This is a genomic window from Catellatospora sp. NPDC049111, assembly GCF_040648615.1.
Taxonomy (GTDB): domain Bacteria; phylum Actinomycetota; class Actinomycetes; order Mycobacteriales; family Micromonosporaceae; genus Catellatospora; species Catellatospora aurea.
In genome coordinates this window covers 43,539-57,004 of record NZ_JBEZEB010000031.1, presented here as the reverse complement: position 1 = coordinate 57,004, position 13,466 = coordinate 43,539, and the positions used below count along the sequence as shown (strand labels likewise).

Genomic DNA, 13,466 nt, shown 5'->3' with positions numbered 1-13,466 from the left:
GCGCGCCAGCGCGACCCGGTTCGAGGTGGGCGACTTTCCGGCGAGCTTAGACTTGGCGGGTGCCGATCATCCTGTCCCTGCTGGAAACGGTGCGCTGGGACGGCGAGCCGGTGCTGGGCGAGCGACCGCAGGCGCTTCTCGCCGCGCTCGCCGCCGCCGGTCGGACGGTCGGCTCAAGCCGGCTCGTCGACCTCATCTGGGACGAGGACGTCCCCGCCAACCCGCTCAAGGCGCTGCAGGTGCTGGTCTCGCGGACCCGGACGGCACACGGGCCGGACTCGGTGGTCCGCGACGGCGACGGCTACCGCCTGGGCATCGACCGGGCGCAGGTGGACAGCCAACTGCTCGCCGACCGGCTCGCCGCGGCCCGGTCGGTGTTCGAGTCCGACCCGGCCCGCGCGGCCGGCCTGGCCGCCGAAGCCGTCGCGCTCGGCCCCGTCGCCGCCGGAGACGGGCACGGCCCGCTCGCCTCCCTGCGGTACGAGGCCGAACGCGACCTCGACCAGGCCCGGCTGCTGTCGGCCCGGGCCAAGGTCCGGCTCGGTGAGTTCGCCGACGCGCTGCCGACCCTGACCGAGGCGTGGGCCGCCCATCCGGCCGATGAAGGCCTGCTCGCGGATCTGCTGCGCGGCGAGGCGGCGGTACGCGGCGCCGGTGCCGCGCTGAGCCGGTACGAGACCTACCGCGCCGACCTGCGTGACCGGATCGGCGCCGACCCCGGCCCGGACCTGCGCCGGGTCCACCGTGAGCTGCTCGTCCAGGACAGCCCGGTCCGGGCGGGCCTGCGTTACGAGGCGACCGCGCTGCTCGGCCGCGCGGGCGACATCCGCCGGCTGCAAGCGCTGCTGGCCGCGTACCGGGTGGTGTCCATCGTCGGGCCGGGCGGGCTGGGCAAGACCAGGCTGGCCCACGTGCTCGGCCGCGAGCACCCGGCCCCGGTGGTGCACTTCGTCGAACTCGTCGGCGTCACCGCACCCGACGACCTCGTCGGCGAGATCGGGTCGGCGCTGGGCGTACGGGACTCCGTCAGTGGCCGGCGCACCCTCACCCCGGAGCAGCGGGCCGACGTCCGCGCCCGCATCGCGGGTTACCTCGACCAGGCCCCGAGCCTGCTGATCCTCGACAACTGCGAGCACATCGTCGCCGCTGTCGCCGACTTCGTCGCCTACCTCACCGCCACCACCCGGGAACCTCGGGTGCTCACCACCACCAGGGCCCCGCTGGCCATCGCCGCCGAACACGTCTACCCGCTGGCCGAACTGGACACCGCCGACGCGGCCGAGCTGTTCCGGCAGCGGGCCACCGCCGCGCGCCGGGACGTGCGCCTCGACGGCGCCGACGCGGTGGTGGCCGAGATCGTCGAGCGGCTGGACGGGCTACCGCTCGCCATCGAACTGGCGGCCGCGAAGGTACGCGTGATGTCCGTCGCCGACATCGCCCGCCGCCTGGAGAACCGGTTCGCGCTGCTGCGCGGCGGGGACCGCAGCGCACCCGACCGGCACCAGACCCTGCTGGCCGTCATCGACTGGTCGTGGAACCTGCTGGCCGAACGCGAGCGCCGGGCCCTGCGCTGGCTGTCGGTGTTCCACGACGGGTTCACCCTCGACGCCGCGGAGGCGATGCTCGGCGACGACGCGCTCGCCGCGGTCCAGGACCTGGCCGACCAGTCCCTGCTGACCGTCGTGGAGACCGGACCCGGTGGCGTGCGCTACCGGATGCTGGAGACCGTACGCGAGTTCGGCCGGATGCAGCTGGTCGACGCCGGTGAGGACGGGGCGGCCGAGCAGGCCCAGCGCGCCTGGGCGGTCGCCTTCTCCGCCCGGCACGCCCGCGCCCTGTTCAGCCCGAGGCAATTCGACGTCGTCGACGAGATCCGCCCCGAGGAGACCAACCTCTCCGACGTGCTGCGCCGGACCTTCGCCACCCCCGACCCGGCGGCTGCGGTGCAGATCCTCGCCGCGCTGGCCGGATACTGGATAATCCTGGGCGAGCATCCCCGGCTGCTGGTCCTGATCGAAGCGGCCGCGAACGTGGTCGACGGCTGGACGCCCCCGCCGGACCTCGCCGACGCCACCCGGATGGCGATCGCGATGACCCTCAACGGATCCCTGGTCGCCAATTCGCCGCACTCCGACCGGCTGCGCGACACGCTACGGGCGCTCGGGCCGGGCACCCGGGACCCGTGGATCTCCGCGATGGTCACCATGCTGACCGACATCGACCCGCGTTCGCCCGAAGGCTTCCTCCAGCAGCTTCGGGCGCACGCCGCCTCCGCTGACCGCGAGATCGCCGCGCTGGCGCTGCCGTGGCTGAGCCAGGCCCTGGAGAACATGGGCGATCCGGACGCGGCCATGGACGCCGCCGAACGCGGGCTGCTGCTCGCCGACGACACGATCGGCCCCTGGTCGCTGGCGATCATGCACACCATGGCCGCGCAGCTCGCGATGCAGCTCGGCCGCGCGAAGGACGCCGCGGTCCACGCCCACGCCGCATTGCCGGTGCTGGACCGGCTCGGCGCCCGCGACGACGCCATCCAGCTGCGCTCGTTGCTCGCCCTGGTCATGATCTCCGATGGTGCCATCGACGCCGCCGCCGCCCAGCTCGCCGACCTCGACGACGCGACCGAAGCCGAGGGGGCCCTGGCAGGCCGGCTCGCCTTCGACCTCGGCAAGGCCGAGCTGGCGCTGGCCCGAGGCGACGTCGAGGCCGGGCTGGCGGGCTACCGTGCGGCCGGCGTGCGGGTGCGGGAACTGCGGATCCCGGCCGTCGCGCCGACCGGGCTGGAGCCGTGGGTGCTGGTGGCCGAGGCGACGAGCCTGGCCGCCCACGCGTACTACGCCCCGCCCGGCGACCCGATCGGCGCGGCGCTGTTCTCCCGGGCCGCCGAGCAGACGTTGCAGGTGCTCGACCCGGACCATCCCTACCTGGACTATCCGGTCTGCGGGCTGGTGCTGCTGGCGCTCGGCGCGTGGGGACTGCTGCGCGACGCCCTGCCGGTCCCGGAAGCGGTGCGGCTGATCGCGCTCGCGGACCGGTTCGCGTACAACCGGAGCATGCCCACGCTGGCCTGGGAGCGGATCTCCGTCCAGGCCGAGGCGCGGGCACCCGGACTGCTGGCCGAGCTGGCCGCCGAGTTCGGCGACCGCCGTGGCCCCGACCTGCTCGACGAGGCACGGAGCCTGGTCGCGCGGATCGGGGCCTGAGCGCTAGAGGTGGCGCTTGTAGCTGCGCACCGACAGCGGCGCGAAGATCGCGATCACTGCCGCGCAGGCGACGAGCGCCCACCCGACGTGTGCGGTGACCTGGCCGTCGTTGGCCAGGTCCCGGGTGGCGGTGACCACGTACGAGACCGGGTTGACCTTCACGAACGCGGCGAGCCAGCCGGGCAGGGTCTCCACCGGGACCAGCGCGTTGGACATGAAGGTCAGCGGGAACATGATCATCATGGAGATGCCCTGGACGCTCTGCGCGCTGCGGGCCAGCGTGCCGACCCAGGTGAACACCCAGGCCAGCGACCAGCCGGCGATCATCGTGAGCACGATCGCCAGCACCACGCCGACCGTGCCGCCGCCGGGGCGGTAACCCATCGCGATACCGGTGAGGAAGGTCAGCGTCGAGGCGATCGCGTACCGCAGCAGGTCGGCGATCATGGGACCGGCCAGCGGCGCGATCCGGGCCATCGGCAGCGACTTGAACCGGTCGAACACCCCCTTCTCCATGTCCTCGCGCAGCTGAACGCCGGTGGCCATGCAGGCCGTCAGCGCGGTCTGCGCCAGGATGCCGGGGATCACCAGCGGCAGGTAGGCCTCCACGCTGCCGGACAGGCCACCACCCAGCAGGTACGCGAACATCGCCGTGAACAGCAGCGGCTGGATGGTGACGTCGAAGAACTGCTCCGGGTTGCGGCGCATCTTCTTCGTCGCCCGCCACGCCATCGACATCGTCTGGCCGATCGTCTCGCGCAGGCTGTTGTGCGAGGTCGTACGCGCGGCGATGTCATCGGGCGTCAGGCGTCGCGGCATCGCCGCCGCGGGCTTGGTCATCTGCAGGGTCATCGGGCCATCTCCAGCTGGAGGGAGTCCGCGGTCGCGGACGGATCGGAGCCGTCGCCGGTGTCGTGCCCGGTGAGAGCCAGGAACACCTCGTCGAGGGTCGGCGCGTCGACGCTCACCGAGGTGATGCCGATGCCCGCCTCGCGCAGGCGGATGAGCACGTCGGCGGCCCGGTCCGCGGCGTCGAGGGCCACGTTCATCCGCCCCGACTCCGGGCTGAGCACCGGGTCCTCGCCCAGCAGCCGCCGCACGACGTCGGCGGCGGCAGCCTGGTCGGCGGCGTCGGTCAGCCGCAGCCGCAGGGTCGAGTTGCCCACCGACGCCTTCAGCTCGTCGGGAGTGCCCTCGGCGACCTTGCGGCCCCGGTCGATGACCGCGATCCGGTCGGCGAGCTGGTCGGCCTCGTCCAGGTACTGCGTGGTCAGCAGGACCGTGCAGCCCCCGGCGACCAGTTCGCGGATGGTGTCCCACATCTGTCCCCGGGTACGCGGGTCCAGACCGGTGGTCGGCTCGTCCAGGAAGATCAGCGGCGGCCGGGTGATCAGGCTGGCGGCCAGGTCGAGCCGCCGCCGCATACCACCGCTGAACTGGGAGATCGGCTTGTTCGCCGCCTCCTGCAGGCCGAACTGCTCCAGCAGCTGGGCGGCGGTGGTGCGGGCGGTGCGGCTGGACACCCCCTGCAGCCGGCCGAACAGCCACAGGTTCTCGTTGGCGGTCAGGTTCTCGTCCACCGACGCGTACTGCCCGGTGACGCCGAGCAGCTGCCTGGTGCGGTGCGGATCGCGGCGCACGTCCACGCCGAAGATCTCCGCCCGGCCGCCGTCGATGGGCAGCAGCGTGGCCAGCATCTTGAGCATGGTGGTCTTGCCGGCGCCGTTGGGGCCCAGCACGCCGTAGATCTCACCCTGGTCGACGTGCAGGTCGACCCCGTCGACGGCACGGAAGTCACCGAACGACTTCACCAGGCCCTCCGCGTGTACCGCGGGAATGTGCTTCATCATCGCTCCCTCGCGACCGGCGTCGGCCGGTCAGGAGACAGCATCCGCCGGGCCGGTTCCACCACGCCTTCGCCGCGGTTTCACGCCCGCGCCGGCCGGTTTCGTGATCGCCTTCGCCGCTGGTCAGGCCTGGTCGGCCGGGGGAGTGCCGGCAGATCCGGCCAGATGCCGCCGGAGCCGGTCGGCTTCCGGTCCGGCGAGACCGGGCCGGGACGGTTACCCTCGGCCGATGACGCGACATCTGCTGGTGCCGGGGCGCGGCGTCCCCCTTCCGGAGCACTGGCAACGCCGCTGGGCCGACGCGCATCCCGAGTATCGGTGGGCGCCCTACCCGCCGGGGCCGCCGTTCACCCTGGAGGAGCGGGTGGCCGCGCTGCACGAGGCGGTGCTGGCCGACGACGAGCCCGCCGTGCTGATCGCGCACAGCGCCGGGTGCATCACCACGGTCGTGTGGGCGGCCCGCCACACGGGTCCGGTACAGGCCGCGCTGCTGGTGACGCCGCCGTACCTCGACCCCGCATGGACACCGGGCCCGGGTGAGGTGAACGACTTCGTATCCATCGCGGTTCCCCGTGAGCGGCTGCCGTTCCGTGCCGTCCTGGTGGCCAGCCGCACCGACCCGTACACGACGTTCCCGCAGTTCGAGCAGTACGCCGCCGCCTGGGGCGCGGAGCTGTACGACGCGGGTGACGTCGGCCACGTCGAGACGGCCAGCGGCCACGGCCCCTGGCCGGACGGCGAGCGGCTGGTGGCCGTCCTCGGCTGAGGTTGCCCGGCATGGCGGCCCGCCGACCGGCTCGCGCCGGCGGGGGAGAACGTCAGGCCGGTTCTGAGGGACCGTCGGCGGCTGCCCGGGTCGAGGTCTCGGCCGCGAACTCGGCCGCCCGGTCGGTGACCAGGTCCGGGCTGTGCACCTGCAGGTCGTGCCCCGCGTCGGCGACGACCTCGGCGCGAGCGGCCGGCATCAGCGCCTCGATGCGCGACGCCACCTGGGCAGCGTCGTACATCTGGCTGCGCTCGCCGAGCAGGGCCAGGGTGGGGATGGTGATCTGGCGCAGCTCGTCGTCGGTCAGCGGGGGCGGGACGGGCAGCCGCCGCCGGAAGCCGGTCGAGGCCAGCGCCAGTCCCATGAGGTCGTCGTCGAGCAGGGTGGCGTTGCGCAGCCAGCGTGCAGCGCGGCGGCGCAGCGGTCGGGGCGTGAGCCCGGCCAGCCCGCCCAGGACCACCCAGAGGATGAACCGTTTGGTGATCCGGCCGAACCCCGCCGGGTCCAGCAGCGTGATCGAGGCGGCCCGGCCCGGCGCGTGCAGCTCGTGCTGCAGGGCGACCCAGCCGCCGTACGAGCATCCGACGAGATGCGCGCGCTCGACGTCCAGGCCGGCGAGCACCTCGTCGAGCCAGCGGGCCAGGTCGCGGCCGTCCGTGACGGGTGTGTCCTGCGTGGAGCAGCCGGGCTCGCCGACAGGGTCGATCGCGATGACCGGGCGTGCCTGGCCCCAGCGTGCCACATGCCGGTGCCATCCCAGCGCGTTGCCGCCCGCACCCGGGAGCAGCACGAACGGGACACCGTCGGGCCGTCCGGCGCGGTAGACGCGGGTGGTGCCGAACGAGGTGGGCACATCGAGGCGTCGGTGATCGGCGGGCCAGACCGTGTCGAAGACCCGCCCGTAGGCCGCGAGGAACCTGGCGCGCGCCTTGTCCCCGGTGAACGCGCTGAGCCGTGCCTCGGTCATGGGTGTCTCCGATCGCCGCTTTTTGTGATACGACCGTATCATCAACGGGGTGTTGCATGATAGGCCGACGTGATCGACCCGACACGACCGTGCGACCGGATGGAGCACCGTGCCCAAGCGCGTGGACCACGACCTGCGCCGCCGACAGATCGGCGAGGCCTTGCTGCGCATCGCGAGCACCCGGGGCCTGCAGGCGGCGAGCATGCGCGAGGTGGCCACCGAGGCGGGCGTATCGCTGCGCCTGGTCCAGTACTACTTCCACACCAAGCAGGAACTGCTGCTCGGCGCGCTCGGCTACCTCGGCGAGCAGCTCTCCGCACGGGTGGAGGCGCACATCCGCGCCCTGGGCATGCCGCCGACCCCGCGCAGCCTCGTCTACGGCACCCTCACCGCCATCCTGCCGACCGACGACGAGAGCCGCCGGCTGACCAGGACCTACGCCGCGTACTACACCCTGGTGCTGGCCGAGCCCGCGCTCGCCGCCGAGCACGGTGCGACCTATCCCGACCTGCTGGAACGATTCCTGGCCGGGCACCTGCGCACCGCCCAGCAGGCAGGACAGGTCGATCCCGGCCTCGACGCCCCGACCGCCGCCGCGGGGCTGCTGGCGCTGACCAACGGCCTCGGCTCCAGCGTGCTCGGCGGACAGCGCGACGGCGACGCCGCGCTCGCGATCCTCACGTACCACCTCGACCGCCTGTTCGGCGGCTCTGCTTGAGATGGGGATCCGTTGACCCGCTCGACGGCAGGCGCGCGGTTCGGGACCGCGGGTTCGGCCCCGGCCCGTTCGTGGCGGTGTTCGGTAACGTGGCCACGTGACGATCATCTTCGTGCCGTACCACCTCGACGAACGACTGCCCGATCACGACTTCCCGCTGCCGTCCGGCCATGCCGTTCGGACGGTGGAAGCGCAACTGCCCGACGGGGACGTCTGGGCCCGGCTCGGCCACCTCTACGAGCCGGTGGCCTGGCAGGTCGCCCACTGCGCGCAGACGGGCGAGACCCCGGTCGTGGTGTCCGGGGACTGCACCGTGTCGCTGGGCACCATGGCGGGCCTGCAGCAGGCGGGCGTGGACGCGGCCATCGTCTGGTTCGACGCACACGGCGACGTGCAGACCCTGGAGACGACCGCGTCGGGCTACGTCGGCGGCATGCCGCTGCGGATCCTCGTCGGCTACCGGCCCGAGCTGATCTCGCAGCGGCTCGGGCTGCAACCGCTGGCCGAGGACCGGGCACTGCTCGTCGACGCCCGCGACCTGGACCCGCCGGAGGCCGACTACCTCGCCACCGCTGCCGTACGCCGCTGCGGCGTCGAGGAACTCGACGCGGCGACGCTGCCGCCCGGCCCGCTTGTCCTGCACCTCGACCTCGACGTCATCGACTCCGCCGAGCTGCCGGACCTGCGCTTCCCGGTTCCCGGCGGACCCAGCGCCGACGCGGTGCTCGCCGCGGCGCGCCGAGTGCTCGACACCGGGCGGGTGGCCGCGATCGACATCGCCTGCACCTGGTACCCCGGCCGTCCCGACCCGGACGGCGTTCGTGCCCGTCTGCTCGCCGCGCTGATCGGCGGGTGACCGCAACCGCTGAGTCACCGAGGCCCGGTGGCCGCCCTGGACGTGGGCGGCCACCGGGTTCGGCTCAGCTCTCGGTGAGCGCCGTGGCGTCGGGTGCCGGGTCCGTCTCGGGGTGCCTGCGCTGCCACGGCGTGAAGACGACGATGCCGGCGCAGGCGGCGAGGCCGACCGCGATCACGCTCACGGCGAGCGGGTTGGTGACCTGGTTGGCCAGCGGGTACATCAGGTCGATGGCGAGCAGCACACTGTCGGTGTCCGGGTCCGGCACCATGCTCAGCACGTTGTCGACGGTGTTGGCCAGGCAGGCGTAGAGGGCCGGCGCGGCGAAGAGCAGGAAAAGCATCTGGTCTCCGCGCGGGGTCCGCGCGTAGCGGTGTGCCAGCCAGGTGACCGTCGGCCAGGCCAGGATCAGCCCTAGGACGAAGCCGACGATCATGCCGTCGAGCACGCCGTCCGGCTCGATCGGGTAGAAGTCCACGAGGACGATCTTCTGCTGCTCGGTTGCGGGGTGATCTGCCATCCGCAGCAGCAGGCCGTCGCGGCTTGCCCAGAACGTGCCGCAGCCGCAGACCTCCGGCCTGGTGACGGCTCCGGTCTGCCATCCGTCCGCCTGCAGGCGCCGGTGGGCGGCGTCGAGGACGCCACGGGCCGGGTCGACCTGCTCGTAGATGCGGGTGTGGCCCGACGGCATGGGTCGCACCCCGGGCAGATCCTCGACCCCGAGCGTCTGGAACCCCGCCGACGCCTTGTGGCTGTACGCGATGTCGAGCAGTCCGTCGTCGCCGTGATGGACCCAGGCGGGCGGCTGGCCGACCAGCGCGTTGGCGAGCACGGCTACCTGGGTGTCGTCGATCGCGGCCGGAGTCGCCGACGACGAGTCCCAGGCGACGTACGCGCCGGCCCCGCCGAGCACGGCCGCGGTCCACAGCGCCACCACACCGGCTGCGATCCTGCCGGCGACACCTGGGGGCACCAGGCGGAACCGGAGTCCGGACAGGATCAGGTGGGTCGCCTCGCCGAGGGTGGCCCTGACCTGTCCCGGCTTGGCCGCGTCCAGCAGGGTGGTGAGGATCTCCAGCCCGCGTTCGTCGCGGTAGAACCGGGGGTAGGCGAGCAGCAGGCGGCGGTAGGAGCGTTCGAGTTCGGACTGGTCAGGCATGCCGCACCCCCACGACGAAGCCGAACGCCTCCCGCAGGCGCGCGGCGGCGACGGTCGCATCCGACCGCATCCGCTCGACCGCGGCCTCCAGCGCCGCACGGCCGTCGTCGGACAGCACGTAGTAGCGGCGCAGACGTCCGGCCACGGCCTCCTCGCGCTCGACGGCGACCAGCCCGGCCGTGGTGAGCCGGTCCAGGGCTGCGTAGAGCGTGCCGGCCTTGAGCGTGACCCGCCCATCGGACAGCTGCTCGACGGCCTGCATGACGCCGTATCCGTGCAATGGCGACCGCACGAGCGCGGTCAGGATGAAGAACGTCGGTTCCTGCATCGTCATGCGAGCAATATAGACGGTCTGTATATACAGTCAATCTGTATAAGGCAGCTATCGCGGCGCCGTGCGCGCCAGGTCGGCGCGGTCGGGTTCGGGCAGCCAGTCCCGGGCCGGGTCGAACCGGATCGTGTGCCGGCCCGGCAGCAGGGCGAGCAGCCGGGGGAGCAGCGGATGCGTGTTGTCCGCGCGCCACACCACCGACCACGGCAGATACGGTGTCGGCCGCAGCGGGAGGCGCACCACGTCGGCGGGCAGCTGCCACCACGCGCCCAGCGGCGTGACCCGGTGCGGATGCCGCCGCAACTCGGCGATCGTGTGCTCGACCCCCAGGTTGAGCGCGGTCCCCGTGATCGGCACGTCCAGCGCCGCGGCGTACGCGCGCAGCAGCCCGGTCAGCTCCGGCGGCCGGTCGTCAAACGGGATCCACAGCCCGTGCTCGCGCAGCTCGGCAGCCCCGACCGAGGCCATGTCGGCGAGCGGATGCCCGGCGAGCACCCCGACCGCGATCGGTTCCAGGCACACCAGCCGCCGCCGCACCCCGTCGGGCCACGGCCGGCCGAGGTCGTGCGCCCGGCCCCAGGCGACGTCGAGGTCACCGCTCGCGACGGCGTCCAGCGCCGAACCGAGGCTGCGCCGCATGCTCAGCTCCAACAGCAGGTCCGGGTACGCCGACACCAGCTCGCCGAGCAGGCTCAGCGGCCGGTGCACCGGACCCCACACGTCCACCTTCAGCGGCAGCTGCTCGCCGCGCACCGACCGGGCCGCCGCCGCGCCCAGCGCCAGCAGCTCCCGGGCGTACGGCAGGAACCTCGCCCCGGCCACGGTCAACTCGACCGGCCCGCGCCCGCGCGTGAACAGGGCCGCCCCCAACGTCTCCTCCAGCCGGCGGACACGTTTGGACAGCGCCTGCTGGGTCAGGTAGAGCGCGGCGGCGGCCCGTCCGAAGTGCAGCTCGTCGGCGGCGCGCACGAACGCCCGCACCTGAGCGAGTTCGAGATCCACGGGGCACAGCCTGGTCCGACAACCAACGGTTGTCCAATCGGTCGGCATGGTTGTTCGACGCCGCCCACTCGGGCGGGCTTGACTGGTCGGCATGACGCTCAGAGGAAACGCGGCCGGAGTGCCGTACATCGCCCTGCCGCCCGCCGACCCGACCCCCGACACCCCGCTGGTCGTGGCCTGGCACCTGCTCGACCCGCCGCGCAGCGAGATCGCCATGGCCGCGGCCCTGCCCCTGTCCGGCCTGAACGCCTGGCGGGTGTATCTGGGCCTGCCGATGACCGGCGACCGGATGCTGCCCGGCGGCCCCGACGAGCTGATGAAGCTCGTCATGGAGGACGCGGTGCTGAACCTGTTCGAGCCGCTGACCCGGCAGGCGGTGGCGGAATTCCCGCCCGCGCTGGCCGAACTGCGCTCGCTGCTGGACACGCGCGGTCCGCTCAGCCTGCTGGGCGGTTCCATCGGCTCGATGACGGCCCTGCGGCTGCTGACCGAGACGGCCGTGGAGGTGGACCGGGTGGCGCTGGTCAGCCCCGCTGTCCAGTTGTCGGCGCTGGTGGACGCGAATTCCCGGATGTTCGGCATGCCCTACCAGTGGACCGACGAGAGCCGTGCCGCGGCCGACCGGCTCGACTTCGTCGCCCGCGCGGCGGAGATCGAGCGCCCGGTGCTGATGGTGGTCGGCGACGAGGACGACCGGGACGGCTTCCGCGACCCGGCGCAGCGGTTGTGGGCGGCACTGCCGGAGGGCTCGTCGCTGGTCGCGATCCCCGGCATGGGCCACGCCCTGGCCGAGGAGCCCGGCATCGAGGCCGCCCCGCAGACCGCGCACGCCGCACAGGTCGACGCCATCGTCACCGACTGGCTGTCCCGCTAGGTCGTCTGAGCCGACGCGGGTCGGCATTGGCGGCGTGGTCGCAGTCCGGTGCTCATCACCGGCGCGGCCGCGCCGCCTCGTTCAGTGCGGCAGAAGAGGTGACGGCGCACCCGCGAAATCTCGGCGACGGCGTCGTGGCCGCGCAACCGGAACAGCCCGGTCTCCAGCGGGTACGGATTGCCGAACGCGCCCTCGCGTTCGCCGGTGAGCCGCCCCGAACCCAGGCAGTGCACGCTGGCCACACTCGTGTCGAGCAGCGCCAGGATCGGCGACAGCGCGTGCGTCACGTACGCCATCGGCGGGTAGCCCTGCCAGTAGTGGGCGAAGCCGTCGAGGTTCTGGATGTGGAAGCCCCGGTAGAACGTGACCGTGCCCAATTCGCCGCTGCGGTGGAGTTCCTCGACGGCGTGGTACTCACGGGCGTACACGGAGGTCTCCATCATCATGTACACCCGCCCCGAGGCGTGGGCGGCGGCGCGGACCGCCTCGACGTCGGCAAGGGACATCGCCATCGGGACCGCGCAAGCGCAGTGGCGTCCCGAGTCGAGCACCGCGATCGACTGCCGGGCGTGGCGATCGCCACACCCACGCTCATGGTCGGTCAGCATCGTCCGTGAAATCGATTTCGTCAACCTCTGCCAGTCGACGCAGCGGCGGGATGGGCGGATCCTCCCAGAGGTAGCGGCCCACCGGGTACGGGCGGCGGTAGAACAGGCGCAGCCGGGCGGCGACCCGGAGGATCTCCTCGTCCGCCGGCGGCCCGCTGCGTGCGGTGTCGATCGCGTCGGCGAGGGCGTCCAGCTCCTGCGTCGTGAATTCGATCCGGTTGGCGCTGCCCAGGTTCAGCGAGACCCGGTGGCCAGTCGCGGCGTCGTGGGCGACCAGGGATATCCGTCCCGCGTCCGCAGGGTCGTCGATCTCGCCGCGAACTGTCGCTGCGGCGAGGTCCACGGAGCGGGTGAGGAACGCTCCTCGCACGGTCAGCACCGAGCCGTGCAGCCAGGTGCCGCCGCGCAGGGTCGCCAGCAGGCCGTGAAAGCCCGCGTAGGCCATGGTCAGGAAACACACCATGTACCAAGCGGCCTCGGCGACGTCCACGTTCGACGCAGTGGCCGCCTGCCTGGCGACGCGCCACAGCAGAGTCGAGCTGCCCACCAGCAGACCCCAGCAGAACAGAACCGTCCACTGGCGCTTTTCCCGGGTCCACGGGCCCAGGGGTGTCGGGGTCGGCTCAGACGGCTGCATCGCCGCAGCGTAGGCACCGCAGGCAAGGCGGTGGCGAGGTCACTTCGCCGGTGGCAGCGCGCTCTCCACCCACTGCAGCAGCGGGCCCGGCGGGATCGCGCCGAGCTGCCGCGCCGTCACCTCGCCGCCCTTAAGCATGAGCAGCAGCGGGATCGACTGGGCCCGGTAGCGCATCGCCGTCTCCGGCGAGACGTCCACATTGACCTTGACGACCTTCAGCCGGCCCGCGTACTCCAGCGCGGCCCGCTCCACGCCGGGCGCGACCATGCGGCACGGCCCGCACCACGGCGCCCACAGGTCCAGCAGCACCGGCAGCGACGACTGCACCACCACGGCGTCGAAGTCGTCGTCGGTGGCGTCGGTCAGCCACGGCAGCATGCCGCGGCAGCTGCCGCACCGGGCCAGTCCGGCCGCGGCGGCCCGCAGCCGGTTGCGCTTGCCGCAGTGCGGGCAGGTGACCAGGTCGGCCCTGGTGTCCTGCTGCGGTGCCTGTGCCAT

At 72.8% G+C, this 13,466-nt stretch carries 14 protein-coding genes; 5 read left to right on the top strand and 9 right to left on the bottom strand.

Annotated features, from left to right (window positions below; genetic code table 11):
* The first annotated feature begins 59 nt into the window (after nucleotides 1-59).
* Nucleotides 60-3,203 carry a BTAD domain-containing putative transcriptional regulator gene (locus AB0B66_RS31015; protein WP_360536625.1) on the top strand — a complete coding sequence of 1,048 codons (3,144 nt, stop codon included), beginning with the start codon at nucleotides 60-62 and terminating at the stop codon, nucleotides 3,201-3,203.
* Nucleotides 3,204-3,206: 3 nt separating this feature from the next.
* Here AB0B66_RS31015 and AB0B66_RS31010 read toward each other — a convergent pair whose 3' ends face one another.
* Together AB0B66_RS31010 and AB0B66_RS31005 are read right to left on the bottom strand one after the other, a co-directional pair.
* Nucleotides 3,207-4,055 (bottom strand): ABC transporter permease, encoded by an 849-nt coding sequence (locus AB0B66_RS31010; RefSeq protein WP_360536623.1) that lies wholly within the window; start codon nucleotides 4,053-4,055, stop codon nucleotides 3,207-3,209.
* Nucleotides 4,052-5,050 carry an ATP-binding cassette domain-containing protein gene (locus AB0B66_RS31005; RefSeq protein ID WP_360536621.1) on the bottom strand — a complete coding sequence of 333 codons (999 nt, stop codon included), beginning with the start codon at nucleotides 5,048-5,050 and terminating at the stop codon, nucleotides 4,052-4,054. Before AB0B66_RS31005 ends, AB0B66_RS31010 begins: the two co-directional genes overlap by 4 nt.
* A 229-nt stretch (nucleotides 5,051-5,279) precedes the next feature.
* Between AB0B66_RS31005 and AB0B66_RS31000 the strand changes: the two genes are divergently transcribed.
* Nucleotides 5,280-5,816, top strand: coding sequence for an alpha/beta hydrolase (locus AB0B66_RS31000; RefSeq protein ID WP_360536619.1), 537 nt, complete (start codon nucleotides 5,280-5,282; stop codon nucleotides 5,814-5,816).
* Nucleotides 5,817-5,868: 52 nt separating this feature from the next.
* Here AB0B66_RS31000 and AB0B66_RS30995 read toward each other — a convergent pair whose 3' ends face one another.
* Nucleotides 5,869-6,783: an alpha/beta hydrolase gene (locus AB0B66_RS30995; RefSeq protein WP_360536617.1), complete on the bottom strand. Its 915-nt coding sequence runs from the start codon at nucleotides 6,781-6,783 to the stop codon at nucleotides 5,869-5,871.
* 109 nt (nucleotides 6,784-6,892) lie between these two features.
* Between AB0B66_RS30995 and AB0B66_RS30990 the strand changes: the two genes are divergently transcribed.
* On the top strand, nucleotides 6,893-7,501 hold the full coding sequence (locus tag AB0B66_RS30990; protein WP_360536615.1) for a TetR family transcriptional regulator C-terminal domain-containing protein: 609 nt from the start codon (nucleotides 6,893-6,895) through the stop codon (nucleotides 7,499-7,501).
* A gap of 97 nt (nucleotides 7,502-7,598) precedes the next feature.
* Nucleotides 7,599-8,357, top strand: coding sequence for an arginase family protein (locus tag AB0B66_RS30985; RefSeq protein WP_360536613.1), 759 nt, complete (start codon nucleotides 7,599-7,601; stop codon nucleotides 8,355-8,357).
* Between the two features lie 64 nt (nucleotides 8,358-8,421).
* Here the strand turns inward: AB0B66_RS30985 and AB0B66_RS30980 are convergent, their stop codons facing one another.
* The 3 genes from AB0B66_RS30980 to AB0B66_RS30970 are packed head-to-tail and all read right to left on the bottom strand — an operon-like array spanning nucleotide 8,422 to nucleotide 10,849.
* On the bottom strand, nucleotides 8,422-9,516 hold the full coding sequence (locus AB0B66_RS30980) for a hypothetical protein (RefSeq protein WP_360536611.1): 1,095 nt from the start codon (nucleotides 9,514-9,516) through the stop codon (nucleotides 8,422-8,424).
* Nucleotides 9,509-9,844 (bottom strand): PadR family transcriptional regulator, encoded by a 336-nt coding sequence (locus AB0B66_RS30975; protein WP_360536702.1) that lies wholly within the window; start codon nucleotides 9,842-9,844, stop codon nucleotides 9,509-9,511. The genes AB0B66_RS30980 and AB0B66_RS30975 overlap by 8 nt, the downstream gene beginning before the upstream one ends.
* Before the next feature lie 54 nt (nucleotides 9,845-9,898).
* The gene (locus AB0B66_RS30970) at nucleotides 9,899-10,849 is read right to left on the bottom strand and encodes a LysR family transcriptional regulator (RefSeq protein WP_360536609.1); all 951 of its coding nucleotides are present in this window, start codon (nucleotides 10,847-10,849) and stop codon (nucleotides 9,899-9,901) included.
* A 91-nt stretch (nucleotides 10,850-10,940) separates the two neighbouring features.
* On the opposite strand from AB0B66_RS30970, the gene AB0B66_RS30965 reads away from it, so the two are divergent.
* Nucleotides 10,941-11,723, top strand: a complete 783-nt coding sequence (locus AB0B66_RS30965; RefSeq protein WP_360536607.1) for an alpha/beta hydrolase — start codon at nucleotides 10,941-10,943, stop codon at nucleotides 11,721-11,723.
* Here the strand turns inward: AB0B66_RS30965 and AB0B66_RS30960 are convergent.
* The 3 genes from AB0B66_RS30960 to trxA all read right to left on the bottom strand — a co-directional run bounded on the left by AB0B66_RS30960 (nucleotide 11,720) and on the right by trxA (nucleotide 13,466).
* A complete protein-coding gene (locus tag AB0B66_RS30960; protein ID WP_360536605.1) occupies nucleotides 11,720-12,235 on the bottom strand; it encodes a hypothetical protein in 516 nt (171 codons plus the stop codon). The genes AB0B66_RS30965 and AB0B66_RS30960 overlap by 4 nt on opposite strands.
* 79 nt (nucleotides 12,236-12,314) lie before the next feature.
* Nucleotides 12,315-12,968, bottom strand: a complete 654-nt coding sequence (locus AB0B66_RS30955; protein WP_360536603.1) for a hypothetical protein — start codon at nucleotides 12,966-12,968, stop codon at nucleotides 12,315-12,317.
* Nucleotides 12,969-13,007: 39 nt separating this feature from the next.
* Nucleotides 13,008-13,466: a thioredoxin gene (gene trxA / locus AB0B66_RS30950; protein ID WP_360536601.1), complete on the bottom strand. Its 459-nt coding sequence runs from the start codon at nucleotides 13,464-13,466 to the stop codon at nucleotides 13,008-13,010.